This is a genomic window from Cyanobacteria bacterium FACHB-DQ100 (assembly GCA_014695195.1).
Classification (GTDB): domain Bacteria; phylum Cyanobacteriota; class Cyanobacteriia; order Leptolyngbyales; family Leptolyngbyaceae; genus Leptolyngbya.
This window is the reverse complement of sequence record JACJNW010000032.1, coordinates 292,592-318,558: the sequence shown is the minus strand read 5'-3', so window position 1 is coordinate 318,558 and position 25,967 is coordinate 292,592. Positions and strand designations below refer to the sequence as shown.

General features: G+C 47.5%; 21 protein-coding genes and 2 pseudogenes. 13 read left to right on the top strand and 10 right to left on the bottom strand.

From position 1 onward, the window contains the following. Nucleotides 1–2 precede the first annotated feature (2 nt). Nucleotides 3–1,136 carry a hypothetical protein gene (locus tag H6F51_18550; GenBank protein MBD1824471.1) on the bottom strand — a complete coding sequence of 378 codons (1,134 nt, stop codon included), beginning with the start codon at nucleotides 1,134–1,136 and terminating at the stop codon, nucleotides 3–5. Between the two features lie 362 nt (nucleotides 1,137–1,498). On the opposite strand from H6F51_18550, the pseudogene H6F51_18545 reads away from it, so the two are divergent. The 3 genes and pseudogenes from H6F51_18545 (at nucleotide 1,499) to nrdJ (ending at nucleotide 5,065) form a co-directional block, all read left to right on the top strand. Next, nucleotides 1,499–2,647, top strand: a pseudogene (locus H6F51_18545) (ribonucleoside-triphosphate reductase, adenosylcobalamin-dependent). Nucleotides 2,648–3,011: 364 nt separating this feature from the next. Beyond that, the gene (locus tag H6F51_18540) at nucleotides 3,012–3,986 is read left to right on the top strand and encodes a hypothetical protein (protein ID MBD1824470.1); all 975 of its coding nucleotides are present in this window, start codon (nucleotides 3,012–3,014) and stop codon (nucleotides 3,984–3,986) included. A gap of 8 nt (nucleotides 3,987–3,994) precedes the next feature. After that, nucleotides 3,995–5,065 (top strand): annotated as a pseudogene (gene nrdJ / locus H6F51_18535) (ribonucleoside-triphosphate reductase, adenosylcobalamin-dependent). A 43-nt stretch (nucleotides 5,066–5,108) separates the two neighbouring features. On the opposite strand, the gene H6F51_18530 reads toward nrdJ, so the two are convergent. Then, the gene (locus H6F51_18530; protein MBD1824469.1) at nucleotides 5,109–6,785 is read right to left on the bottom strand and encodes an NAD(P)/FAD-dependent oxidoreductase; all 1,677 of its coding nucleotides are present in this window, start codon (nucleotides 6,783–6,785) and stop codon (nucleotides 5,109–5,111) included. A gap of 163 nt (nucleotides 6,786–6,948) precedes the next feature. Between H6F51_18530 and H6F51_18525 the strand changes: the two genes are divergently transcribed. From H6F51_18525 to H6F51_18500, 6 genes are all read left to right on the top strand, one after another. Continuing rightward, nucleotides 6,949–7,068 (top strand): hypothetical protein, encoded by a 120-nt coding sequence (locus H6F51_18525; protein ID MBD1824468.1) that lies wholly within the window; start codon nucleotides 6,949–6,951, stop codon nucleotides 7,066–7,068. Between the two features lie 205 nt (nucleotides 7,069–7,273). After that, nucleotides 7,274–9,175, top strand: a complete 1,902-nt coding sequence (locus H6F51_18520) for an FAD-dependent oxidoreductase (protein MBD1824467.1) — start codon at nucleotides 7,274–7,276, stop codon at nucleotides 9,173–9,175. Further along, nucleotides 9,172–11,052, top strand: coding sequence for a hypothetical protein (locus H6F51_18515; protein MBD1824466.1), 1,881 nt, complete (start codon nucleotides 9,172–9,174; stop codon nucleotides 11,050–11,052). Before H6F51_18520 ends, H6F51_18515 begins: the two co-directional genes overlap by 4 nt. A gap of 137 nt (nucleotides 11,053–11,189) precedes the next feature. Continuing rightward, complete coding sequence (locus H6F51_18510) at nucleotides 11,190–12,998, top strand: hypothetical protein (GenBank protein ID MBD1824465.1); 1,809 nt, start codon at nucleotides 11,190–11,192, stop codon at nucleotides 12,996–12,998. Between the two features lie 276 nt (nucleotides 12,999–13,274). Further along, nucleotides 13,275–14,312 (top strand): hemerythrin domain-containing protein, encoded by a 1,038-nt coding sequence (locus H6F51_18505; GenBank protein ID MBD1824464.1) that lies wholly within the window; start codon nucleotides 13,275–13,277, stop codon nucleotides 14,310–14,312. Between the two features lie 204 nt (nucleotides 14,313–14,516). Then, nucleotides 14,517–15,392 carry a glycerate kinase gene (locus H6F51_18500; GenBank protein MBD1824463.1) on the top strand — a complete coding sequence of 292 codons (876 nt, stop codon included), beginning with the start codon at nucleotides 14,517–14,519 and terminating at the stop codon, nucleotides 15,390–15,392. Here the strand turns inward: H6F51_18500 and bioD are convergent. Beyond that, nucleotides 15,376–16,080, bottom strand: coding sequence for an ATP-dependent dethiobiotin synthetase BioD (bioD, locus tag H6F51_18495; GenBank protein MBD1824462.1), 705 nt, complete (start codon nucleotides 16,078–16,080; stop codon nucleotides 15,376–15,378). The two genes, H6F51_18500 and bioD, sit on opposite strands and share 17 nt — an antisense overlap. Beyond that, nucleotides 16,077–17,924 carry a serine/threonine protein kinase gene (locus H6F51_18490; protein ID MBD1824461.1) on the bottom strand — a complete coding sequence of 616 codons (1,848 nt, stop codon included), beginning with the start codon at nucleotides 17,922–17,924 and terminating at the stop codon, nucleotides 16,077–16,079. Before H6F51_18490 ends, bioD begins: the two co-directional genes overlap by 4 nt. Nucleotides 17,925–18,113: 189 nt before the next feature. On the opposite strand from H6F51_18490, the gene H6F51_18485 reads away from it, so the two are divergent. Further along, nucleotides 18,114–19,028 (top strand): branched-chain amino acid transaminase, encoded by a 915-nt coding sequence (locus H6F51_18485; protein MBD1824460.1) that lies wholly within the window; start codon nucleotides 18,114–18,116, stop codon nucleotides 19,026–19,028. Between the two features lie 61 nt (nucleotides 19,029–19,089). Here H6F51_18485 and H6F51_18480 read toward each other — a convergent pair whose 3' ends face one another. Next, nucleotides 19,090–19,704: an HAD hydrolase-like protein gene (locus tag H6F51_18480; protein MBD1824459.1), complete on the bottom strand. Its 615-nt coding sequence runs from the start codon at nucleotides 19,702–19,704 to the stop codon at nucleotides 19,090–19,092. A 183-nt stretch (nucleotides 19,705–19,887) separates the two neighbouring features. Between H6F51_18480 and H6F51_18475 the strand changes: the two genes are divergently transcribed. Continuing rightward, nucleotides 19,888–20,121, top strand: coding sequence for a Nif11-like leader peptide family natural product precursor (locus H6F51_18475; protein ID MBD1824458.1), 234 nt, complete (start codon nucleotides 19,888–19,890; stop codon nucleotides 20,119–20,121). A gap of 276 nt (nucleotides 20,122–20,397) precedes the next feature. Then, a complete protein-coding gene (locus H6F51_18470) occupies nucleotides 20,398–21,720 on the top strand; it encodes a D-alanyl-D-alanine carboxypeptidase (GenBank protein ID MBD1824457.1) in 1,323 nt (440 codons plus the stop codon). Here the strand turns inward: H6F51_18470 and hpnI are convergent. Genes hpnI through H6F51_18445 form a run of 5 tightly spaced genes read right to left on the bottom strand, consistent with a single transcriptional unit; the run spans nucleotide 21,717 to nucleotide 25,407 of the window. Next, nucleotides 21,717–22,910, bottom strand: coding sequence for a bacteriohopanetetrol glucosamine biosynthesis glycosyltransferase HpnI (gene hpnI / locus H6F51_18465; GenBank protein MBD1824456.1), 1,194 nt, complete (start codon nucleotides 22,908–22,910; stop codon nucleotides 21,717–21,719). The genes H6F51_18470 and hpnI overlap by 4 nt on opposite strands. Before the next feature lie 6 nt (nucleotides 22,911–22,916). Further along, nucleotides 22,917–23,291: an EamA family transporter gene (locus H6F51_18460; protein MBD1824455.1), complete on the bottom strand. Its 375-nt coding sequence runs from the start codon at nucleotides 23,289–23,291 to the stop codon at nucleotides 22,917–22,919. A gap of 9 nt (nucleotides 23,292–23,300) precedes the next feature. Then, nucleotides 23,301–23,687 (bottom strand): hypothetical protein, encoded by a 387-nt coding sequence (locus H6F51_18455; protein MBD1824454.1) that lies wholly within the window; start codon nucleotides 23,685–23,687, stop codon nucleotides 23,301–23,303. After that, entirely contained in the window at nucleotides 23,684–24,559 is an 876-nt protein-coding gene (hpnK, locus tag H6F51_18450) for a hopanoid biosynthesis-associated protein HpnK (protein ID MBD1824453.1), read from the bottom strand. The genes H6F51_18455 and hpnK overlap by 4 nt, the downstream gene beginning before the upstream one ends. Further along, the gene (locus tag H6F51_18445) at nucleotides 24,559–25,407 is read right to left on the bottom strand and encodes a ferritin-like domain-containing protein (GenBank protein MBD1824452.1); all 849 of its coding nucleotides are present in this window, start codon (nucleotides 25,405–25,407) and stop codon (nucleotides 24,559–24,561) included. Before H6F51_18445 ends, hpnK begins: the two co-directional genes overlap by 1 nt. 201 nt (nucleotides 25,408–25,608) lie before the next feature. On the opposite strand from H6F51_18445, the gene H6F51_18440 reads away from it, so the two are divergent. Next, nucleotides 25,609–25,845, top strand: coding sequence for a hypothetical protein (locus H6F51_18440; protein MBD1824451.1), 237 nt, complete (start codon nucleotides 25,609–25,611; stop codon nucleotides 25,843–25,845). Nucleotides 25,846–25,967: the final 122 nt, after the last annotated feature.

Below are 25,967 nucleotides of genomic sequence, written 5' to 3'. Positions count from 1 at the left end.
CCTTAACCCCGTGGTTGCGGGGCCGAAGCCGTTCCCGTATTCGGTGCTTTGAACTGAAATTCGTAAACAAACACTCGAATCTTATCTTCAGCGATCGCCGGAAATCGATCTGGTTGGTTCGCGTCTTTCTGCACGTACTCGATCGCTTTGTCGTTGAGAATCGGGTAGCCTGTGCTGTTGAGAATTTGCGGTTTGCGATCAGCGAGAGGCTTGCCATCTTTGCCGATGAAGATCGCGATCGCGATGGGATGCTGTTTGTAGTTGCTCAGTGGAAATGCTAACGGATAGTCAACCTCTTTGAGCGGTTCTTGAGGCTGACGCAGGCGAACATACTCCCAAGGCGTATCTTTTGCCGTCAACTCTTCGGTGAGCTTTTGAGCCGCTTGAACGCTGTCCTGCTGGGATGTACCTTCAGGATTGTAGCGAGTTGCAGCAAGAAGCTGATCGTTTGAGGTTGTAGGTGCGGGGGATTGAGTTGTCGCAGGTGCGGGGGATTGAGTTATCGCAGGTGCGGGAGATTGAGTTGTGGTGGGTGCGGGGGACGGTGCTTCAGTCGATGGTGGTGTGACTTTGGCAACATCATTCGGATTGGCTGGAGTTAAGCCCGCGATCGATGAATTAGGACTAATCGAGATATTGGGTTGCGGTGACGGTTGGGTCGTAGGTGTGGGTGCAGGAGGCTTAGGCGGCGGTACAATTCGCGGCTGTTGGGCGGCAAGTCGGCGCAGCAGTTCATTAAAGCGATCGGCTTGTGAGATCTGCGGTTGCGTGGGAGTCGGAATCGGCGGCGGCGGATTCAGGGTCACCGGGGAGTTTAAGTCGGGAATCGTGTAGAGCGGATTCGGGATGGCGGATCTGCCTTGTGCCGTGATAGGAAGCTGTGTTTTGCTGTTCGGCGGGTTCGGCACAGGCGGCAGGGCAAGCTGCGACGAGGCTTGAGGGTTGCTTCCTTGAGACGGTTCGAGTAGGCGGACTCGTCGAACTTCTGCTTCTGGGCGCGGTTCGCTTGAGGACGTAAAGGCAGGTAAGGTGGCAAATATCAGAAGATGCGCCCCGACTGATCCCAACATTGCGAGTGCAGTAGGTTGCTGAAGGGTGTCCGGCAGGGTGCGAAAGAAGCTTGCAAAAGAAGACATAGTTAAAGCTGAGGTTGGGCGGTCAGCTTCGCTGCGCTGAAGGCGTGCGTCGCTCGAAGTTATTCAGCATTTTAGGACAGGGTGAGCGGAATTGGGGGTTGGTTCTGGAAATAGAAACGCGATCTGCTGCTCGTATAAACAAACTTTTGGGGGAGTGAGAATTGTAAATTCCCTGCCATTGTGAAACGAGTAGTGCAAATTTACCGCTATACTTTAGCAACGATTTAGTACGTTCGGGCTAACTGGAAATCACTTGATCATTTTTCGTACCAGATGTAGAGTAGTGGCTATTATGTAAACACTACTCGTAGCGCTCTTAAATCAAATTTCATTTAGCGCCAAGTCCACGAAAGGAGTCCCACATGGTTCAGGATATCACCCGTCCAAAAGAGTTCTCTGGCTCTAGTGTGCCAGATGACGACAATAGCAGTCAATTTCCGGCTTCGGCTCCTGCTGCGAATCCGGTGTTTTACAGAACCTACAGCCGCAAGCTGAGCGAAACTCGGCGCGAGTCGTGGGCGCAAGTGAGCCAGCGTACCATGCAAGGACTCGCTGACCTTGGACGGTTTACAGAAAAAGAGCAGGCATTGATTGAATTAATGCAGCGATCGATGCGCTGTTTGCCGTCGGGTCGTTGGCTCTGGGTCGGTGGCACGGCTTGGATTAATCGTTCAGAGAATTTTTCTGGCTCTTATAACTGCACCAGCACGAATTTAACCGACTGGCGAGCGTTTGGTCTGATGATGGATCTCGCCATGATGGGAAGCGGTACGGGTGCGGTGCTGGAGCACAAATATACCGATCGCTTACCCGAAATTCGCAATCGGTTGCATGTGACGATCACGCGAGAAATTGGCGAAGTGCCGGATTTCCTTAGAGCCGATCAGACCGGGGTTGAAATCGAGGGTAATTCGGTGACGATCGCGGTTGGAGATAGTCGTCAAGGTTGGGTGAAGTCGTATCAGACTTTATTGGAACTATCGAGCGACGATCGTTTTACCGCGGATGTGGAAGTTTCGATCGACTTGGGTTCCGTCCGTCCTGCGGGTGAGCGGTTGAAGGGCTTTGGCGGAGTGGCGAATCCGATTCGATTGCCTGCTTTGTATGAGCGCTGCGCCAAAGTGTTGAATCGCGCGATCGGGCGTAAACTCTCTCCGATTGAGTGCTGCTTGTTGATTGATGAAGCTGCGGCTTGCGTGGTGGCAGGTAACATTCGTCGCAGTGCGGGGATGCGTCAGGGCAGCAGTGACGATGCTGAGTTTGCGGTTGCAAAAGATAACTTGTGGCAACAAGACGATCAAGGCAACTGGCGGATTGATCCCGATCGTGATGTGTTGCGGATGGCGAATCATACTCGCGTTTATCACCACAAACCGACGCTGCAAGAATCGATCGATGCGGTTCGTAAACAGTTCTATTCGGGTGAAGGCGCAATTCAATATGCACCGGAGGCAATTGCTCGATCGAATGCAGACTTGCTCGACACTCCAGAAAAAAAAGAGAAATTTGTTTCGCTCTACTTGGAATCGAGAGAACAAGCAAAAGACTACTTGCGATCGCTGTTAATTCAGCAAAAGCAATCACAACTTTGAACCTAACCACCGGAGGAAACTCATGACTGTACTGGATATGGATGCGATCGAACAAGAGTTAGAGCATCGGCTCTCACGCTATGGCTTAAACCCGTGTGGTAAGTAATTTTGCCTCACGTAAAAAACCCCGCAAAATCGGTGGAAGCTGCGACGCTAACACCGAGGTAAGTAAAGGAATTAAAGACCCTTTACCACCGTACAGCGTAGGATGTGAACCTGGTTTTCTTTGGTTGTAAGATTTTAGAACACCAGACTATAATCTCCCAAGAGTGCGGGGCTACAGATGGCAAGCACCTTTTACGGCTACTCCAGCTTATATAAAGGCTACTGTTTAAGGTCAAGTCTTGAATACATTTACGCAAAGTATTTAGACTACAAGGGAATTGCGTGGACTTACGAAAGCAAAACCTATACTCTGTCAAATGGAGTCAGGTACAAACCAGACTTTTTTCTAGAATCTGGGGAATTTGTTGAGATTAAAGGAACATTCAACTTTGATCAAGACTTGCCGAAAATCCATCAATTTGAGTCTGATTACAACGTAAAAGTTTTGATTCTTCAAGAGAGAGATCTCAGGCAGTTAATTAAGCCAATCCCCTTTGTGTTCGAGCATCTGAAACAGGAGTGGAAATCTCAAGCAAAAGTTCGTGGAATGCACAGTTTTGGAGAGAGAAACCCAAGGTATGGTGTTACTCAATCTGAAAGTACAAAAGCGAAAATTGCTGCGAAAGCGAAAGCTAGATTTCAAGATCCTGTGTTTAGAGAGAAGTTCATCAACAGTGAAAAGAGGCGGTGCTACCACGAGTCGCGCCGAGGAGTAAAAATCGGTTCGACGGTCGAAAAGGTTTCATTAATTTGCCAGTTTTGCGGTGTAAGTTTCAAGACGATGCCTTTCATGGCGAAGCGAGAAGATAAGAAGTATTGTTCTTACACTTGCTCTGTAAATGCTCAACACGGCAAAACGGCAACAACTGAACTAGAAATTCGACAAGCAGCACTTGATTTTGCTCTACAGCACCGAGATGAGCTATTTGCAGTCCGGTTGAATCGATTAAAACCGTTGTTCCAACCTCTGTATGACTCGATCGCACAAAAGCATGGCATCATCGACATTAGAACGATCTGCCATGCTGTCACAGGAAAGCCTTGTAGCAGAAAGGAGTTGCTGTTTTTTCTCAGAGCCTCTGTAGAAAATGTACGCGGAGCTACTGCGAATCAAGAAGCAGTAGAACCAGAGGATAAAAAGCCTTTGGGATAACAACACTGGAAATTCTAGGTGCAGACTTTCACTGCAATTTGTCTGAAGTCCACTTAAATCAAATTGATCCGTTGGATTACGAAGCTCAAGAGCAGGCGTTTACGGCAGGTGCGCTCTCGGTTGCAGCATTGTTGAATCATCGGTTTAATGAACCGCGCTATCAATATTCGCGTGAGCTTGATCCGATCGTCGGTGTCTCGTTCACCGGACTGTTTGATTTCTTTGTTCATGCGTTTGGTGTGGAATGGTTGCGCTGGTGGGAGGCAGGTAGACCCGATACTGTCACCGGATTGCAGTTCAAAGCGCGAGAGCAAGAGTATCTATCGCGCTGGAAAGAAATCGTTCATCGGGTTGTGGGTGAATATTGCGATCGACACGGTATCCGTCGTCCGAATCGCTGTACGACTGTTCAACCTGCGGGAACGAAGTCTCTGTTAACGGGTGCAAGTTCTGGCTGGCATCCTCCGAAGGCTCAACGCTTCATTCGTCGGATTACGTTCCGCAAGAATGACCCGGTTGCTCTAGCTTGTTTGGACTATGGGTACAGCATTGTTCCGTCGCAGTCGGATAAAGATGAAAACGGCAATCTGTTAAATGATCCGTTTGATCCGCGCTGTACAGAATGGCTGGTTGAGATTCCGGTTGAAGTGCCCTGGGCAAATCTTCCAGGAGCTGATCAGATTGAGATTGAGAAATTCTCGGCTTTGGCACAGATGGATTTCTATCTCCAAGTCCAGAAATACTACACGGCTCACAATACCAGTGCGACGATCGAACTTCGTGAAGATGAGATTGAAGGTCTTGCAACTCGGATTCATCAAGCGATCGAGAACAATGAAGGCTATATCAGTGCGGCATTGTTAGCGCGATTTGATGCACCGTTCCCCAGACTGCCGTTTGAGAAGATTGATAAGGCGACCTTTGATCGTTTACAAGCGGAAGTGGTAGAGCGTCGATCGATCGATGACTTTTATGCAGCGTTAGTGCGGCATGATGGCGGAGATTTGATCGAGGCAGGCCCAGCAGGCTGTGATTCGGACAAATGCTTGTTCTCTGACACCAAGAAAGAGAATGCTTAATTGATAGCAAAGGATTCCGATCTGACTCGGAATCCTTTATTTCTTATCGATTGAACGCAGATTTCACAAAGCTTCCAGCATCACGAAACGGTTGCAAGAAAGACTGCTTAGACTGAAGAAACACGCGAGCGCAATTTCTTCCGGGCATCCCCGAAATCGAGCCGCCTGGATGTGTTCCTGCACCTGTGAGATAAAGATTCTCGATCGGCGTTTTATAGTTAGCAATCTCCGGCAGCGGTCGAAAGAACACCATTTGTTCTAGCGTCATATCAATATGATAGTAGTTGCCTTTATATGATCCGAGCCGTTCACCAAGTTCAGCCGGACTTTCAACAGCGCGTCCGATCGTTGCCGTTTTCACATTCGGCGCATAATCCGCTAGTTTATCAACCACACGATCGGCAACTTTGTTCTTGAGTTCATCTGTCCAACCTGTGCCATTCAATCCAGTTCCTTCCGCATTTTCGACTTGATACGGTGCAAAGAACTCAATCCAAACCGTGTGATGTCCTTTGGGAGCCATTGTGGGGTCGAGCATTGTTGGTTGAACAATGTACATCGATGGATCAGCATCGGGAATTCGACCGATCGCCGGATCAGTATGAGCAATCTCAACGTGCTTGACTGAATCTGCAATCAGCACTGATCCGATCAGGTATTCATCTTTGTGATCGTGATGAATAAACTTTAACGGTTCTGTCATTGCTAAATCAATTTTCAATATCGTTTCATTGTTGTTCACAATTCTACGATCAAGCCGTTCTCGCAAATGTTCATCAGCAGCATCGACCTCGCTTGGATCAATCAACTGTAAGAACACTCTTCTGGCATCAATGTTAGAGATCACACCATGTTTTGCGCGATATTCCTGACCTGTCGCCACTCGGACTCCAACTGCGCGACCGTCATCAATCAAAATCTGCTTGACCATTTGTTCCGTCAAGATCTCTCCACCCAAGCTTTTTACCAATCGCACCAATGCTGCGGTAAGTGCGCCTGTTCCGCCTTTCGGACGTGCCATTCCGGGATGATGTCGCATTGCCATCATCATCGCTCCGATCGCTAGATTCTTCTGCGAGGGTGGAACCCCCATTTCTGCGGCAAGCCGAGCCAGAGGAGCTTTTACAGTCTCGGTATCAAAATATTCATGCAGAATATCTTCTGCACTCGACAGCATCGTTCTGACAAAATCTAAAGCTTTGTTTGTCGAACCCACAACGGATAGAAAATCTTTGACCTTCTTAACGTCATAGTTCCGGGCAATATCAATAATTGACTTTGGCGGCGCATTAAAAATCGGAATCATGGCATTGATCGTGCGCTGCCATAGATCCACAAACTCGGCGTACTTCCTAGCGTCTCGCTCACTATATTGAGCAATTCCTGCACAAGTTTTCTCAACGGATTGATGCGCCAGAAAATAAGTTCCATCAGGATGCGGACAAAAGACAACTGGATCGCAGTAAAGATACTCTAATCCATACTTCGTGAGTTCTAGTTCCTCAACCACCGGGCCTAAATGAATGAACTCATGATCGATCGCGCATCGATTAAACCTAAACTCTGGCAACTCTGGAATGAGTGCTTCAGTCGTTGCCGCTCCTCCCGGAACCGGACGCTTTTCCAATAACAGAACTGTGTAGCCCGCTTTGAGCAAATAAGCAGCACAGACCAAACCATTATGACCTGCACCAATGATGATCACATCGTAATTAGACATCCTGGCTCTCTCCGATCGCTAGATCCTAGCTTAGAAGAATCTATCGACAAGTTGCCTATTGTTAATTTTCTAGTACGAAGAGCCAATCTTCCCCGGCTGGTGGCTACGTCTTATCGAAGCTAGGGCGATGAAATACTAGCAGAAATATCGCACCCAGTTTCACATCGAACAAAGCTGGGATATAGATAAGACGACGGTAGAGCGAATTGTCCGCCATGTCGAGAACCTTTTGATTCAGCCGATAATTTTGCTTGCCGAAAGTAGTTATTATCACATAAATTAATCATCCAGCTAAATCTGCACTTTCCCTGAGGGTTGTGTAGCTGCTACCGAAAAATCAGCGATATGTCAGCGAAAACTCTGGGAAAGAAGATGTAGGAATTCAGTATTTATACGAGATCTGTACGGAGAAGATGACGTTATCGTACAGCAGTCAAAATCGGCTTAAGACCGTGTAAACGTGATTGCCATCTTCTCAGGAATCTCCGATGAACTCTTCTCAAACTCCCGCGCCCATCTATATTCTTGGAGCAGGTCCCGCCGGGCTAGCTGCGGCTTATCATCTGACAAAACAAGGTCAGCCGATCGTCGTAGTAGAACTCGATGCTAGAGTCGGTGGTTTAGCCAAAAGCTTTGAATACAAAGGATTTATTCTTGACTACGGTCCTCATCGCTTTTTCACCAAGATTCCACCGGTGCTCAAACTTTGGAATGAGGTGTTAGGCAATGATCAGGTTACAGTGAATCGCTTAACTCGAATCTACTATGGTGGTAAATATTTCAGCTACCCCTTAAAAGCATTTGAAGCACTGTTGACTTTGGGAATTGTTGAAAGTGCTCGGATTATCATGTCATACCTGACCGTCCGAGCATTTCCCAATCACAAGCCCAAAAACTTCGCCGAATGGGTGACGAATAATTTTGGTCGGCGACTATTCGAGATATTTTTTGAAGCCTATACAGAAAAGCTTTGGGGGATTCCCTGTACTGCAATTAGTGCAGATTGGGCAGCACAGCGAATCAAAGGTTTATCGCTCTCAAAAGCAGCGCGAAATGCTCTATTGGGCAACAATGGCAAAGTCAAAAGCTTAATTGATCAGTTTCAATTTCCTCGCTTGGGATCGGGACAGCTTTACGACAAAATCCAGGATTATCTTGAACAGCACAACCAGACCGTTCTACTCAACACCGAGGTCGTTCAGGTTCATCATGATGGAACCGATATCACGCATGTTACGCTGAGAGACCGTAAAACTAAGGTCGAGCAAACCATCCCCTGTGGAGGTGTGATCTCCTCGATCCCACTCACAAGATTGGTGCAGCAGATGGATTCACCTCCGCCTGAGCAGGTCATTGCCGCCACCAAATCGCTCAAGTTCCGCAACACAGTCCTAGTTTATTTGCTCGTTGAAGGAGAAAATCTTTTTCCTGACAACTGGTTGTATATCAACGAACCCAGTGTGCAGGTTGGACGGGTCACTAACTTTGCCAATTGGTCGAGTAAAATGTTGCCGAATTCCCACCAAACACCATTGTGTTGTGAATACTGGTGCAACACCGATGAACCGATGTGGACTGAGGATGAAGAGCAGCTTGTATTACAGGCTGAACAGGAATTACGCAAAATTGGATTGTTACGACGTGAAAAGGTATCTGATGGATTTGTCGTACGGCTGCCCCAAACCTATCCAATCTATGCCGGACAGTATAAGGAGGCTTTAGCAGAGATCCAATCGTACTTAAGCCGATTCGAGAATTTGCAGTTGATCGGTCGCTATGGTGCCTTCAAATACAATAACCAAGACCACAGTTTGTTGATGGGAATTATGGCAGCAGAAAACGTGCTGTTGCCTGGGAAGCACGACCTATGGGCGGTCAACGCAGACAGCGAGTATCAAGAAGAAGCAAGCGACAATACTGTGACAACTCCAGTTCGGACAAGACGACGCTCTTCAAGTCGTAGACGGGTCGCTCAAGTCTTTCAACAGTTTGCTGGCTACTTATTTACAGGAGGCTCAGCGACGGTTGTGGATCTGCTGGTGTTCTCATTCTTGATTGCATCGGGCTTGTGGTATCTTCCGTCGATCTGTATCAGCTATTCGATCGGCTTAGTTGTAAACTTCCTGCTGACTCGACAGTTAGTGTTTGGGGTGTATTGGAATAACTGGATGATTCAGTTTGCCGTCTTTACGACTGTCGCACTCAATAGCTTTTTGGCGCATCTCGGATTGATGCAGCTTTTGATTAATCAGGCTCAATGGCATCCTACCCTGGCGCGTTTAGCCAGTTCTGCTTGTGTAGCGCTGCTCAGTTTTGTCGGGCATAAATTGTACTCGTTCTCCTCCAATCAACAAGTCCAGGACGCTACAGAAAAGGCATATAAGGCATGATCAAAACTGTTCATTTCCCCCCAAGGACTGTTCGTTCTCCGATTCAGCAAGGAAATCGGTTGAAGAGGGCATTCTGGATTTTAGGGTTGTCTCTGGGTCTATTTCAGGCATGGGCGTATCGATTCGCTTTAACTGCAGGAGATGCAGTCTCATATCTCGACATTGGCGATGCGTATGTCAGCGGTGCTTGGCAGACTGCTATCAACTCCTATTGGAGTCCGTTGTATTCGTGGCTGCTGGGGATAGCACTGCTTGTGCTTCGCCCCTCGCCTGAGTGGGAATTTTTTGTAGTTAAGTTAGTCAACTTTGGTATTTTTGTCATCGCGTTCATTAGCTTTGAATTCTTCTTGCAGCAATGGACTGAAGGCCGTCAGCACTCGCGGCAACTGAGTGAAGAGTGCTCCATTCAGATTCCAGAATGGGCATGGCTGACAGTGGGCTACTCGTTGTTTCTGTGGGCGGCATTGGGACTAACAGGGGTACAGCTAGATGTACCGGATAATGCAACCAGCGCGTGTGTTTATGCCACGAGTGGCTTCTTGCTAAAAATGCGCAGTCGGACAGCGACATGGGGCACGTATCTTCTATTTGGAATGGTGCTGGGATTGGGCTATCTGTCTAAAGCTGTCATGTTTCCCCTGGCGTTTGTCTTCTTTTTGGTTGCCATTGTGGTCAGTCTGTTTGAAGACAATAAAGAGTCAGGACAAGGATTAACGGTGTGGGGCAAGCGATTAAGAGTACGACGATCGCGCGCGTTGAAGCTGATTGCAGCAATGCTCGCATTTATCTTGGTGGCTGTACCCTTTGTTACAGCACTGTCTGTGACAAAGGGGCGCTTAACCTTTGGCGATAGTGGAAAACTGAACTATATTTGGTACGTGAGTAGTACCAGTCCCAAGCACACGCTTTGGCAGGGTGAGGAGCCGAATTCAGGCATCCCTAAGCACCCGCCACGACAGATTGTGGATCGCCCAGCGACCTATGAATTCGCAACCCCGATTAGCGGCACACTCCCCCTCTGGTTTGATCCGTCCTACTGGAATGACGGTTGGAACGTCAGATTTGACTTGAAGCGACAGTGTAAAGTTTTAGCTGCAAATTTACGGTATTACTACCAGCTATTTTTAGGTCACTTGATTCTTAGTTATTGCCTTTTGGTTTACGCAGGCGGCTACGTTCGGGCTTCGTTGCAACAGCTAGCGGTGCGTTGGTATGTGTGGTGCCCGGGTGTAGCAGGTTTGGCTGTCTACCTGTTGGGAATGGATATGTCAAAGGCATATGTGTCGTCTCGGTATGTTGCGCCATTTGTGGTGCTTGTTTGTATGGGTGTGCTTTCAAGTGTATGCTTACGGAATGTGCGCACAACTCAACGTCTTATTGTTGGGCTAGCTGCGGCTGCGCTGAGCGCGCTGGCTGGACAGTTGGCGTTACAAACTTCTTTTAGTGTGGCTCGCATTGCGATCGGGTTTCAACAAACGCCAATTTTTGCACAGGTTGCAGAAGACTTGCAGCGGCTCGGCGTGAAGCGAGGAGATTTGATCGCTGTGCTCGGTGAGAGCAGTGTCATGGATGATTCTGCACGATTGGCACGTATCCGAATCATCGCTCAAATCCCCAATGTGAGTGAGTTTTGGAAATCTGATGTTGCATCTCGAAATCGAGTGTTGCAGGCGATTGAAAAAACAGGGGCAAAGGTCGTTGTGCAGGAAATGGATGCACCCCTACCTGCTCAAGCAACGGGTTGGCAAAAACTGAAAAACAGTAATTGCTATGTCTATTTCTTCAATAGACCTTCTGCACGAATGCCTTCCGGGTGGAATTCGGGGCTAGACAAAGGAAGTCTGCCTCAGCAGACTAATAATGCAGCTCCTGATTAATCAAGCTCAATGGCAACCCATCTGGCTCGTTTAGCAAATTCTGCTTGTGTGGCGCTGCTCAGCTTTGTCGGGCATGAATTGTACTCGTTCTCTTCTAACAATCAAACACAGGACTCGGTAGATAGAGGTTCCAAAGCATGACTAAGACTGTTAGCTTTTCTACAAAGGTAATTCGCTTAGTTGGGAAAACCATACCACTAAGGACAGCATTCTGGATTCTAGGGCTGTCCCTAGGTTCATTGCAAGCCTGGTCACAGCGATTCAATATTAATAATCCAGATGGGGTTTCATATTTGGACATTGGGGATGCCTACATGAGGGGTGATTGGCAATCTGCCATCAACGCTTACTGGAGTCCGTTATATTCCTGGTTGCTAGGCATCGCAATTTTTGTTCTTCATCCCTCCCCTTACTGGGAGTTCTTTGTTGTTAAATTGGTTAACCTCGGCATCTTTGTTGTTGCATTCATCAGCTTTGAGTTCTTTTTAAGACAGATGATTAAATGGCAACAGAATTCGCATCAAAAGAACGCAGGGCAAGCCGTTGAGATACCAGAGTGGATGTGGCTTGTGATGGGCTATTTTCTATTTCTATTGACAGCGTTAAAGTGGACACCGGTTCATTTAGTTTCACCAGATGCTCTAACAGTCGCTTGTGTTTATGCGGCTAGTGGTTTCATGCTGCAAATGCGAAATCGGACGGCGAATTGGGGAACGTATCTTCTGTTTGGAATGGTGCTGGGTTTGGGCTATCTCTCCAAAGCCGTCATGTTTCCACTAGCGTTTGTTTTCTTTTTTGTTGCCGTTGTGGTCAGCCTGTTTGAGGAGGATGGTGCTAGGCAGGCATGGAGAATTTGGCAGAATCGATTAAAGATCGATCGCTCCCTTGTTCTCAAGCTGACTGCATCAATACTCGTGTTCATCCTGGTTGTTGCACCCTTTATAACGGCGCTTTCCTTGTCGAAAGGACGACTGACTTTCGGCGATTCAGGAAGACTGAACTATGTCTGGTTTATTAATTGGCATGAGAGAACCTTTTATAACCCGTCTTCTATCGAACATTGGCAGGGTAAAGAGCCAAATTCAGGAATCCCTAAACATCCGGTGCGGCAGATCCTCGACGATCCGGCTGCCTATGAGTTTGCCACGCCCGTTGGCGGCACATATGCACCTTGGACGGACGCGTCCTATTGGCAGGAAGGAATAAAGCCCAACTTTAATCTATTGCAACAGCTTAAAGTCGCAGGGATCAACTTAGTTTATTATTGGCGGCTATTTCTAGGTGGTCTGCTCTTGAGCTATTGGCTTGTAGTTTATGCAGGCGGCTATGTCCGAACTTCATTACAACAGCTAGCTGCTCGTTGGTTTTTATGGCTGCCAGGTTTGGCAGCCTTAGTGATTTACACACTGGTCATAGATTTGCGGGCGGCACCTGGCTCTCGATATGTTGCCCCATTTGTTGTCTTAATTTATGCTGGGGTGTTTTCAAGTGTATGTCTGCGCTATTCACAAACCGCCAAACGATTGCTCATTAGTTTTCTGGGCATTGCTCTCATAGTGATGAACATACAAATTTTTGCGAACGCCGCTCTTCAGGTTCAGCGTATTATAACTGGGAGTGAAACTCCAATTTATTCACAGGTTGTAGAAGAGTTACATCAGTTAGGATTAAGGTCAGGGGATTCCATTGCTGTAATTGGTAGGGCTCATGCTAATTCGAGTGGCTACTGGGCAAGGTTAGGAAGAATACGAATTATTGCTGACGCTCTTAATGCAACCAGATTCTGGTCGGTTGATGCTGCATCCCGAAGCAAAGTTTTGCAGGCCTTTGAGAAGACAGGAGCAAAGGCTGTTTTTTCAGGGGAAGCAGGTATACCAATTAATGAAATAGGTTGGCAGAAACTTGAAAGCGGTGTTGGTTATATCTATTTCTTCAACAGAGCGTAAATTCGATTTATCCAATATACAACTATTGGTGTTTTCATTGCAAAGAACGATGGCGATGAAGGGATGCCTTATCTGCGCCGCCACGAATCCAGCCCAATTGCAGCAATTCGCGCGGGAAGTTTACTATCCAAAGGTCAGTCTTTTAGTCCTTTGTGAGGTAACTTAGCGCACTTTTAAGTCAACCAACGGAAAGATGTTGCTTTCGGGTGGGTGCGGCAAACTCAGAATTGAATGGATGCCGATCCTGAGAATAATTAAACAAGTGGAGAACACAAAATGGTAGCAACAATGGATGATACCAAGCGTCTAGCGATCGCGATGAAGCTTGCAGACATCAAAGCTGTCCAAGAATTTCTTATTGCAAACGAACAAAGATTCATCTCGGCAACCACTGACTCTGAGTTGGTGAAGCGTTTTCAAGATATGTTGAAGGACGACCAGAAGAACCTGGGCATCCTGGATACAGTAATTGTGCAATACGGCGTTCAGTCTGAGCCGAAAGAAACGATCACCGAAATGGTGAAGAAGCTTGATGAAATGATGTCGGGTTCTGAACTTACCTTGTTTGAAAAGGTCTTCCAGCATGAACTGCTGAAGCACCAACAAGTGATGTCGGGAATTGTTATTCATAAAGCGGCTCAAAAAGTTGGCGCAGACATCGAAGCTGCAATCGCTCCGCTCAACACCGTTAACTTTGAAAACCGTGCTCACCAAGAGCAATTGAAAGGCGTAATCGAACTGTTGGGTGTGCGTGAACTCACCGGAATGGATGCAGATCAAGGGCTGTGGGCACGAGTTCAAGATTCAGTTGCTGCGTTGACGGGTGTTGTGGGTAGCGTGGTTACTCAAACCACCGACAAGTCTGACATGAACATTCAAGACGTGCTCCGCATGGATCACCAAAAGGTGAATGTTCTGTTTGCTGAAATCAAAGGCACTCAAGATCCTGCAAAGCGCAAAGAATTCTTCATGCAATTGAGCGGCGACCTTCGCGCTCATGCGATCGCAGAAAACGAAGTGGCTTATCCGGCAGTTCGCGGTAAGTATGCAGAAAGCGATCTGCAAGAACTGTATGATGAGCAAAATTCCTGGTTCCCCGCACTCGATGCGATGGAAAAAATGGATATGGCGTCGGATGAGTTTATGTCCTCGCTGAACCGCTTGATGGACGAAATCATGGATCACGTCCGCCAAGAAGAAAGCACTTTCTTTGCTGCACTGCGCGATAACTTCAGCGATCAGCAACTGGAGCAAATCGCCTCTGAGTTCAAGGCGAAGAAGAGCGAAGTTCAACGTCAAGCTGCGGGCATGTAGTTTGAGTAATGACTGTCTTCTAAATCAGGGTTTGATTTAAGGGGTTTTAAATCGGGGGGTTGGTTGCCAGCCTCCCGATTTTCTGTAGATAATCATCTTATGACTCTAGAAGAACTAATTCGCTCTCATGATCGATCGCGCTTAGAATCCTTTGCACTACAAGATCCTACTTTTGGAATTGATGCAAGCAATGTTCACGATCGCATTCAGTCGCGCTTGGCACTGTTTGATCGGAGCTATAGTGCGATCGTTGAGCTTTGCACTGAACTAAAACTACCTCCTGCGATCGATACTCTCTGGAATCTATGGCTACCCCTAGCTATGCAGATTGCCGGCTGGAAACCGAGTAATCGCGCTTTAATTCAAGGCTTTTTAGGTGGGCAGGGAACGGGAAAGACGACCTTAACGCAAATGCTGACTGTGATTTTGAGTCAGCTTGGACTGCGTGCGGTTAGCTGGTCGATCGATGATTTATATTTGCCGTATGTCGATCGGATTGCCCTCAGAACTCGTGATCCGCGCATGGTGCGGCGAGGGCCACCCGGAACGCATGATGTTCAACTCGGAATCGAGATTCTGACCCAATTTCAGCAAGGTCAATTTCCGATCGCGCTGCCCCGATTTGATAAGTCTGCCTTTGGTGGAGAAGGCGATCGCACTCAGCCGCAAATGATTGATCATGCAGATATCGTATTGTTTGAAGGCTGGTTTGTTGGAGTGCGTCCGATTGAGTCTGAATTTAGGATTGCGCCGATCGTCACCGAGGACGATCGCCAGTTTGCGCGAGATATGAATCGGCAGTTGAGGAACTATGTACCCCTATGGGAATTGCTCGATCGGTTAATTGTTTTGTATGTTCCAGACTATCAACTCAGCAAGCAATGGCGTAAACAAGCAGAACATCAAATGGTCGCTCAGGGCAAACCAGGTATGAGTGATGCAGAGATTGATCAATTTGTTGAATATTTCTGGAAAGCATTGCATCCCAAATTGTTTATTACACCGATGGTGGAACAATCGAGGGATGTAGACTTAGTGCTTGAAATCGGAGCAGAACATACAGTTACGCGAATCCTTTAACCATGTCAGGGATGAGCCGCTCTAAATCTAAATTTGCCGCCGCTTGAGCCAATTTTTCTACATCAGTTGGATCACTTAAATAAGGCAGCAATCCGAGAACGGGTATTCCGGTTAATCGTTCGATCAAGCTGACCGATGCCCAGTTTTCAATTTCTTCATCGGAACTCGATCGAATACAGTTCAACACAATTCCTTTGAGGTGAACTTTTGATTGTCGCGCCAGTGCCACATTCGCCACCGCTTGCCCGATCGCGCCTAATCTCACAGGCACCACTAATACAGCGGGTAAATGCCAATCCCAAGCCCAATCTGCAACGGTGGTTTCATGCGTCACAGGCGATCCTAATCCGCCTAATGCCTCAACCAGCACAAAATCACGCTGGCGCCGCAACGCCTCAAACGCTTTCCAGACAGGCTCAAGGGCGACTCGCTTGCCCTCCAAATCGGCTGCGATCGGGGGCGCAAGTGGAGCCTCAAAATGCAGTGGATTTAACTCTTCCGGGGTTTGATCCAACTCAAATAATTGACGATACAGTTCACGATCGCCCACTCCCGTCTGCAACGGTTTCATTACGCCTAGAGAACGCGATTGACAATACTTTTGCCAATATGCAATCAACGCAGTCGTTAATACCGTTTTACCGGCATCAGTATCCGTTCCCGTGATTAAAAGTGCATTCGGAATCATTTCGCATCCACACTTAATGTGAAATTAGTTTCGCGATCGCTGGTGACATCCACTTGATAAGCACCACCCCGCGGGACAATACCCTGCCACGATCGCAGATTTACTGCATCTTCAACAGGCTCCCCACTGGGGTATCTTACTGTAAACCTTGCACCTTGAGAAATATTCAGCGATAAAGCTTGGTTGGGTCGAACATTAATTAAATAACGGCGCGTTGTATTCGCATCTGCCGTATTACTCACTTGGGTTCCGGTTTGACCTTGAGGAATCGTAATCACTTCTTCGGTCACAATAGGATTAGGAGATGGAGGAACTGAGGGCGACGGAGGCGTGGGCGTTTGCAGCGTCACGTTCAGCTTAAAGTCGCTCTTAGGAATTCCTTTAACGGTTCTGAGTTGTACCGTGTAGCTTCCTGTAAAGGGAAGTTCGCCAGCCCAGTTAGAAACGCGACTGGCAGCGTTATCGACTGGATCACCATTCGGAGCTAACACACTGAGCAACACGCCTTCGCTACCCAAGCTGGTATTCAAGCGCTGTCCTTGATTCGCAGGAACAATGAAGTTTAAGGTTTCATTCGATCGCAAAGTTCCACTCCGATTGACCGTTCCACCCGATAAATCTAATTGTTGACTGTAGCTGACTGGACTGGGAGTGGGAGTGGGAGTGGGTGAAGGGCGAGGCGTGGGGGGTTTGGTCGGAGTGGGAGAAGTTGTGATCGTTGGAGTCGGAGTGGGAGACGCGATCGGTTGATTCGCGTTCATCAAAGCGCGGGTAATTGTCCAAGCGCCTAATCCGGTGAGCAGCACTAATCCGGTGCCGATCGCGAACACTGCCCACGGATCATCCCAGAAAGAACTGCGAGTCGGAACCGAGGAGTCGCGTGCTTGTAAGTTTGTGGGCGCAACGGTGGGAGAATTGCGATGACCAACCGCTACCGTTTCAGCACGAGAAATATTCGTGGGTGGTACGTTGGTGGGCGGTGGAGTTGCAGGCAAGGGTGCGATCGTTGCGGGGGATTGCAGCGCTTGAATCACTTCGGTTGCAGACTGAAAGCGATCGCCGACTCGATAACTCAACATTCGATTCAGCACTTGCGCGAAGGTTGGCTCTAGATTGACGAATCGCTGCCAGCGCCAGGTCATTGTATTTTCGTCAAACAAATCTTGTGGCTCTCGTCCGGTGAGTAACACGACTGCCGTGACTGCTAACGCATACAAATCGCTATTCGGATAAGCGCGTCCGGTCTGCATTTGTTCGGTTGGGGCATAACCGAGTTTGCCAACCGTTGTATGTTGTTTATTGGTTTCTTGTGCCTGAATGCGAGTGGCGAGATCTTTGACCACACCAAAATCGATCAGTACGGGAAGCTTGTCACGATCGCGCAAAATAATATTATCCGGTGCAATATCCCGGTGAATAATGCCTTTGCCGTGAATGTATCCCAGCACAGGTAAAACCTGCCGAATCAGCTGCGTTACTTCACTTTCTGAAAACACATAGCCCCGCGCTTTGCGTTCATCCAGGAGCGATCGATACGTACTACCCTCAACGTAATCTTGCACAATAAAAAAGCGCTGATCCTGCTCAAATGTGGCGCGAAACTGCGGGATTTGGGGATGCTGAATTTGATAAAGCGTTTGGGCTTCTCGCTGAAAGAGTTCTTTAGATTTCTCCAGGGCGTAAGGATTATCTTGCGGCGGTGTGAGTTCCTTAATCGCACACAGTTCGTTGAAGCGTCCTTGATCTTCTGCAAGGTATGTTCGTCCAAATCCTCCCTGTCCCAAGACGCTGAGAACGCGGTAGCGGCTTTGTAAAATCGTGGAGGCTGGAATAGGTGGCTGCATATCGATCTCGATCGCGTACAAATCACTAGAGGGACAAGAAAGAACCGGAGTTCCAAGTAATTAGTTATATCGTATTGCAGATAATTTAGATTAGGGCTCGATCGGGCAGTCGAGAACTGAAATTTCAAGGTAATCTAGGAAATCTATCGCGCGTACGATTGCCGTTTTCTGAAGTCTTACCCAATTTCCATGCACACTTTTCTTCCCATTGCGTATTTCAAGAATCAATTTGTGCCGTTTGCTGAGGCGAATTTGTCGATCGCAACGCACGCACTTCATTATGGAACAGGCGCGTTTGGCGGATTGCGCGGCATTCCTAATCCTGAAAATCCCAATCAAGTGCTGTTATTCCGGCTCGATCGTCACTGCAAACGCCTCAGCAGCAGCGCCAAATTCTTGAGCTACGATTTGCCTGCGGATAAGATTGAGAGCATCATCACCGAGTTTGTGAAGAAGAATCGACCGGAGCGATCGTTCTACATCCGTCCGTTTGTCTACACTTCAGATCTGGGAATTGCACCCCGTCTGCACAATATTGAGAAAGACTTTTTTGTTTACGGGCTAGAGTTAGGCGATTACTTGTCTCCAGAAGGAGTGAGTTGCCGAATTAGTTCCTGGTATCGCCAAGAAGACCGCAGTTTACCGTTACGCGGCAAGATCAGCGGCGCTTATATCACGTCTTCGCTTGCCAAAACTGAAGCAGTTTCCTCTGGATTCGATGAAGCGATTTTGCTCAACTCGCAAGGCAAAGTGAGCGAGGCATCGGGCATGAATATTTTTGTGGTGCGAAACGGGGAATTGATTACGCCCGGATACGACCAAGATATTTTGGAAGGGATTACGCGGGACAGTATTTTGACGATCGCTCGTGATTTGGGAATCAAAGTTGTGGAGCGCCCAGTCGATAAATCAGAGTTGTTCATCGCCGATGAAGTCTTTTTGAGTGGAACCGCCGCGAAGATTACGCCAGTGAAGCGGATTGAAACGTTTGAATTTGGCACAACTCGACCGATCACCGATCGCTTACGCGAAGTGCTAACGGCTGTAACTGAAAACCGGGATGAACGCTATCGGGAATGGGTGAACGCGATCGATATTGGCTAGATAGGCGATATGCAACTTTAGAGTTCAGTTGACGCTCCCGCTTGCTTTAGCGACGGGACTGTCAACTGTTTAATAAGTGCAGGAGTTCTTTCGGGTGATGAATCAAAAAATCAGGATCGTTCTGGCTCAAAATCTCAGCCGCATTTAATCCCCAAGTTGCCGCAACAGAGTAAACGCCGCTTTTTTTGGCGGCTTCAATATCGCGAGTTTCATCGCCGACATAATAAATCTGATTGGAATCAAACTTTCTGTGTCGGATGATTTTCTGAATTAATCGACTTTTACCAAATAGGGCATAATTTGCAGAAATCAGATCAAACGTGGATGTCAGGTTTTGCACCCTGAGAAACTCTTGAATGTTCTTAACAGAATTGGTTGAAACAATTCCTAAACAGCATCCTTGCTGTTTTAGTTCTAGTAATGTTTCTTGCATTCCGGGAAAGAGCTGCAAATTTGGGATTTCTTGATTCAGCTCTTGAGTAAAGCGACGAATCAGAAAAGGCAACTGCCAGACGGGAATCTGCGATCGCGTGAGGGCTTCTCTTGATCCCAAATATTTGAGTTCTTCTAAGGTTTCTTCGTCAAAAGGAGGAAATCCAAATCGAATCGCTAAACGATTTGTAATTGCAATCCCAATTTCAACGCTATCAACAATGGTTCCGTCAAAATCGAACAAAATAACTTTCACAGGTGAAGTTCAAAAAACGCAAGAATAGGGTTAATCTTCATTTACAGTCTAATCAATTTTAATGTCAGTCTGAATCACTCCTCTCAGGATTCTTTAGGCTGAATGGGTAGAGATCTTAGCGCTACGTTCTTTCTCTATTTTGCCAGTTTAATATTTGCGAGGAACTGTATTATGTCGCAACACCATGCTGCTGAATTGTTTAAAGCGGTTCAAAAAGATCATGTACTCAAAGTTCGGTTACAAGCAACGAGCGATCCTGAAACCTTTGTCAAGATTGCTAACGATCGCGGTTATGCAGTCACTGAGTCAGAGGTGGAGGAGTGGGTCAATCGTTTTCCTGCGTCGGAGCTTGCGGCTTTGTTTAATCCAGGAGTGGGTGGGCGGCAGCGTTTGATTCCCCGATAGGTGAGGCGCTACTGTATACACACATCTCTTTCCCGCTTCGTTGTTATCGGTTTCAGCCCCTTAAATCCCCCAAGTTGGGGGACTTTGAACTTGAAGAAATCATCGCATTAGAAACCTCTTTTTTCCTCAAAGTCCCCCAGAATGGGGGAATTAGGGGGAGAAGGGGTTAGGGGATAAGGGCAGCAACCGACGCAAACGGAGAGAGAACACACTCCAATTCAGCAACGCCACCAAAATAAGCTAAGCTGAATTCCGATTCTGTTGCTGATTCTCTCCATGCGCCACTCTGCTTTGCTTGTTTGCCTGCTGCTGGTTGGATGCACCCAGTTAGAAGCGGCAAAATCGCCCCCTGCTGACAGCCCTAAACCTGAAGAAGCTAGCCGTAAAGTTGTATTTCCGCCTCCTGCGCCAACGGCACCGCTAGCTCTTGCACCCACTACCCCTGATCCCAATACCAGCGCGATCGTTCAGCAATATCTCTCAAAGCTGTCGGCTCAAGGGTATTCGCAAGCGGCTCAAGGCATTTGGATTCAATCGGGTGATACCCTACTGGCAAATCATCAGGGCACAAAGCCTTTGTCAGCTGCTTCCTTAACCAAGGTTGCAACGTCTCTGGCTGCACTGCAAACCTTTGGCGCGGATCACCGGTTTGAAACGGTGATTGGAACAACTGGAACAGTTGAAAACGGCATTGTTAAAGGAGACTTGATTGTTCGGGGTGGGAGTGATCCGTTTTTTGTTTGGGAAGAAGCGATCGCGCTGGGGAATGCGCTGAATCAGCTTGGCATTAAACAAGTCACAGGTGATCTGATAGTGACTGGACAGTTCTTTATGAACTTCGAGACGGATTTGGGCAAGGCAGGAACATTGCTCAAAGAAGGATTGAATTCAAAAACCTGGTCGGGTGAGGCGATCTCGCAACATCAAACGCTTCCTGCTGGGACTCCGAAGCCTCAGATTGCGATCGCGGGTCGTGTTAAAGTCGCCGCGAATCCTCCGCAGTTTACACAGATTGCGACACATCGATCGCTGCCGCTGGCTGAACTATTGAAGAAGATGAATCGCTTCAGCAATAACGCAATGTCAGAAATTGTTGCAAGCTCGGTTGGGGGTGCAAAGGTTGTTTCACTCAAAGCAGCGCAAGCAGCAGGCGTGCCTCAGAATGAAGTCATTTTAGTCAATGGTTCAGGTTTGGCGGTTGAAAATCGTATTTCTCCGCGTGCGGTCTGTTCGATGTTTCTTGCGATCGATCAGTTGCTTAAGCCTGCCAAGATGACGATCGGGGACATTTTCGCGATCGTGGGTAATGATCAGGGCATTCTTGACGGGCGTAAGCTGCCAACCGGATTAGTGACAAAATCCGGTAGCTTAAACGAAGTGAGCGCACTCGCAGGAGCATTACCGACCAGTCAAAAAGGCATTGTTTGGTTTGTGATCATGAACGGTGGTGGTGCAAACTTAGAAGGCTTTCGGGCAGGGCAAGAATCATTGCTGAATACCTTGGCGAATCAGTGGGGACGAGTGCCAACGGCTCCAAATGAGCTTGCGTCCAATCGCGATCGAGCGAATCTTAAATCTGTGATTGAGAAAGCAAACTAGCTCATAGCGGGTGGTACATCATTGACGATCGCACCCCCCGCTGTAAGTTCGAGTCGCCGCCCTCGCCATTCTACAGTATTGCCAAAGAAGCTATAACACCACAGACAGAAGCTTAAACCATCCCGCAAGGGCACAAGTAATAGAAGTTGTTTCGCGATCGCGTCTTGTAAACAATGCACTCCAATCAACCAAGCCGCACAGTATCTCACTGTCCAAGTTGTAATTAGAACAATCCAACCGAGAGCAGAAGCTTGTGTCATTGTGAAAAATAACAAACTGCTGATGGTTCCGTAAGTGAAAATTAATCCAAAATAACTCGACGATCGTGCAAATCGCGTGTTGCGAAACCAGCGTGTTTGATGCTTTAGAAGTTCTGAAATTGTTGCCGTTGAAAGAACATGATCAACGACATACTCTGAAAGTACAACTTTATAACCTGCTTTCGCTGGGAGATAGCCAAGCTGAAAATCATCTCCGATATAGTTCACGATCGCCTCAAATCCTCCAATCTCAGCTAAGACAGATTGCCTGAGTGCGATCGTTGCGCCAAACGCGAACGCCATTCCCTCAAGCTTTCGAGCCACAAGTACACCCGGAAAGAATTCCGTTGAAATACTCAAGGCTTCAAATGCGGAAATGAGATTTTGAGAGCGCGATCGATACATACAAGTGACAACTCCAACAGTTGGATCACTCAATGGCTGTATCACTTGCTTGAGATAGTTCGGATCAACCCAAATATCACTATCTGCTAGAACTAAAAGGTCATGCTTTGCTTTGAGGGCAATGTTATGTAAGTTATTTACTTTGGGATTGATGCCGATCGCGGTTGGATCAATCACGAATTGAATGTCTTGGTCGGGAAAGTCTTGGATTAATTGCTGGACGATCGCAATACAAGGATCATTCGGATCTTGGGTTCCAAAGATGAGTTGATAGTTCGGATAGTCTTGTGTGCAGAATGATGCAAGATTCTCATAAGTGTTCTCATCAAGTCCACAGACGGGTTTGAGGACTGTAAGGGGGGGCTGAAAATCAAAATTCTGCTCGGGCTTAGCGCTAAAGAACTGTATGGCAGCCGCGATCGAAAACAGATAAAAAATAACGGTTGATAGACTCAGAACAAAAAAGATTGCAAGAAGCAAAGTTCCTGCAATCTGAATTAGGGTTGGAACAAGCGAGTCATTCATCTGGATTTAACCGATCGACACAAGCGCGACACCCACACCGACTAAAATCGTTCCAAGCAGTCGAGCGCGTGAGATATTTTCGTGCAGAATGAAACGTGCACCAAATAGGCTAACCACATAGGTTAGAGAAGTTGAGGGATAGACCAAACTCAGATTTGCCCAACTCAACAGAGAAATAAATAGAAAGAAGCCGACTACTGTAGAAAAGATGCCACAGCTAATTTGAAAGTTATTGAACACATGCAACAATCGGCGCGGTAATGTTTTCAACGGAAATGGATGAAACTCGCCCATCTGCTTCATGCCTGCGCTGATGAAGATATTGCCGATCGAGTCTGCAAAGACGAACCCTAATAATGCAATCCAAACTCTCGTATCCATGATGCCCCGCTATGATTGATGTTTCCGATCGTCCCAACCGACCACAAACGCGCCTGCTGTGATCACACAAGTGCCTAACAACCGAATCGCAGAGACTTGCTCACGCAAAATCAGGATCGCCATTGCTGTACTGAGGACATAAGTAAACGCAGTCATCGGAATCACATAGCTTAGATCAAAGCGTGACATCGCAGCCAGATACAACAATAAACTGCAAATCAGAAAGGCAATTCCTAACCAAATCCAAGGACTCGTCAAAAACTTAACTGCAACCATCAATAGTGCGCCAATTTCGACAGAATTGATCGGCCCAATTTCGCGCATTCCCCGGCTGATCCACAAATCTCCAAATACCTGACAGATAACCAGAAGCAGCATGATGACTGTTCTATTCATGGATTAGAACCTACTGCTAACTCAAATCCATGAGCTTCAAGGGCAGCGCGAACACGATCGCTCAGCAATGCTTCTAGCTCGATAAATCCCAGATTGAGCGGGGCATTACTCGGCTCTCCAGGAACAGTAATGGCGGGATGAGAATAGATTTCTACCCGATCGGCTGTAATTTTTGGAATCAGTTCGAGCAAATATGATTCTGTGATTTGTCCTGTCTGGAGCAATCCATAAACGCGATCGGCAAATTGAATCCGGTGCTTCTTCAAAAGGTTCTCTCCATAGCGTCGCAATCCAGAAAATACTAATGATCCTACAGTTTTTGCAATCCAACCGGAGCGATCGATCTCTAGGGCAATGCTCAATTCTTCTGAAGGCAAGCGGATTTCTGGGATCTCGAATTCTTCTGCCAAATCAACTAAATGCCGCAAAATAACGGGGTGAGCATGTAAATGCAAATGTCCATCCACATGAGACAGCTTTAAGCCCGTTTGCCGAAATTTCTCAAGCTGGGCACGAATTTCAAGCGGTAATTCTTGTCTCGCTTTGGCGCTGAATTGATATCGCAATCCTGCCCTGCCCGGATCATCAGGAAAGTTCCCCTCAGCATCAACCAAGTGGGGAATCTGTTCGGGTGGCAATGCCGATCGTCCCATTCCCAACACCAAATGCAATCCTACCGCTAGAGAAGGATTGGCTTTCGCAAGCTCGATCGCTTCGTCGGCGGCATCCCCCGTCACCATAATGCTGGTGCTGGTGAGAACGCCCTGCTGATGTGCGGTGATAATTGCCTGATTGACTCCGGTTGAGAAGCCAAAATCGTCGGCGTTGATTCTCATCCACCGACGATCGACTTGAGTTGATGACTTTAACATTAACGACTCACTTCTGCTTTCATCTCGGTGGGGCGATTGGGCAGGAGTGTTGTCGCTCGGAGCGCGATCGAGGCAAGTCGCGGTAATAATTTCGGTTCGAGTAAGCGATCGTCAAACCGGCTCATGCGCTGCTGATTTTCGCTAATGGTTGCTGATAAAAACTGTGGCAAGGTCAAATCATCGACAAAAGTTTTTGCGCCTGTTGCCGTAAAACCTTCATTTCCATCCTTTGCCAGCACCATTTTGCCTAAGTTAAACAAAGCACGTCCGTAATGGAAAGCAGAATGCACACCTCGTAAAACGTCCGATCGTCCTTGTTGCGCTTGAACATAAGTAGTCCAATTGACGAAGAAAACAATGTGCCGGGCTTCCTCATCCAGAATCGGATCAAACAGCGTAAACATTGACTCAGGTAAATACTTCGCTTGGCGAGCTAAGCCAAACATTCCAAAGGCAAAAAATGAATCTAAGCATTCTCCAAATCCGAAATCTGTGAAGGCTTGAGTAATATTTTTCGGTAGAACGGGTGTGGGGGGTTCTTCGACTTGTAAATCGTAGTGGCGAATCAGACATTCGATTAGGCGAGCGTGGCGGGATTCTTCTTCGCCTTGAAGCGCGATCGCGGCTCGAATCTCAGGATCGCCGATCGTGTCTGCCATGGCGCTAACCATCATGCCCGCTTCTCGCTCGGTGTCGAGTGCAATTCCCCAGAACGGAATCCGCCGCAAGCGATCGAGTTCGGCTTCATTGAGTTCTGGAAAGCTCATTGTCTCTGGCTCATACTCCAGATGAGTTGCCATAAAATCTTGGCAAAAAAGCTGCTTATGTTCCTCAGATCCAAGCTTCATAACCGCGTCCACACCACTAAATGTTCAGAGAAGGCTCTCTATATGATGGTATGACCTTTTGAGAATCGCAAGGATACACCGAACATTTTTAAGGTTAGGTTTGGGCTATTTCATACCGAATCAATTTATTAATGCGATAGATCCTTCGCCCCCTAAATCCCCCATACTGGGGGACTTTGAGAATCCGAAACAGATTTAGGCTTGAAGTCCCCCACTCGTGGGGGATTTAGGGGGCTTCCAAGATCTGTCGCACTCAAAAATCAATTTGGTATCAGTGGTCGCGATCGCTGTTTTAGTTCTCGCGATCGCTATTCCAGTGCTCCGGAGCGCTGTTTTAGCTCTCACGATCGCTGTTTTAGCTCTCACGATCGCTGTTTTAGCTCTCACGATCGCTATTTCAGTGCATCGCACCCGTGTTTACCGATCAACGTTGAGTAATTTTTGCTCATGATTGTGCAATGACGATTCACCGTGATCGCTTCGATGCTGATTCCAGAGACAAGTAATTCCCCCCTCTAAACAAGTCCCCTACCTTTCAAAGTCCCCCACTCGTGGGGGAT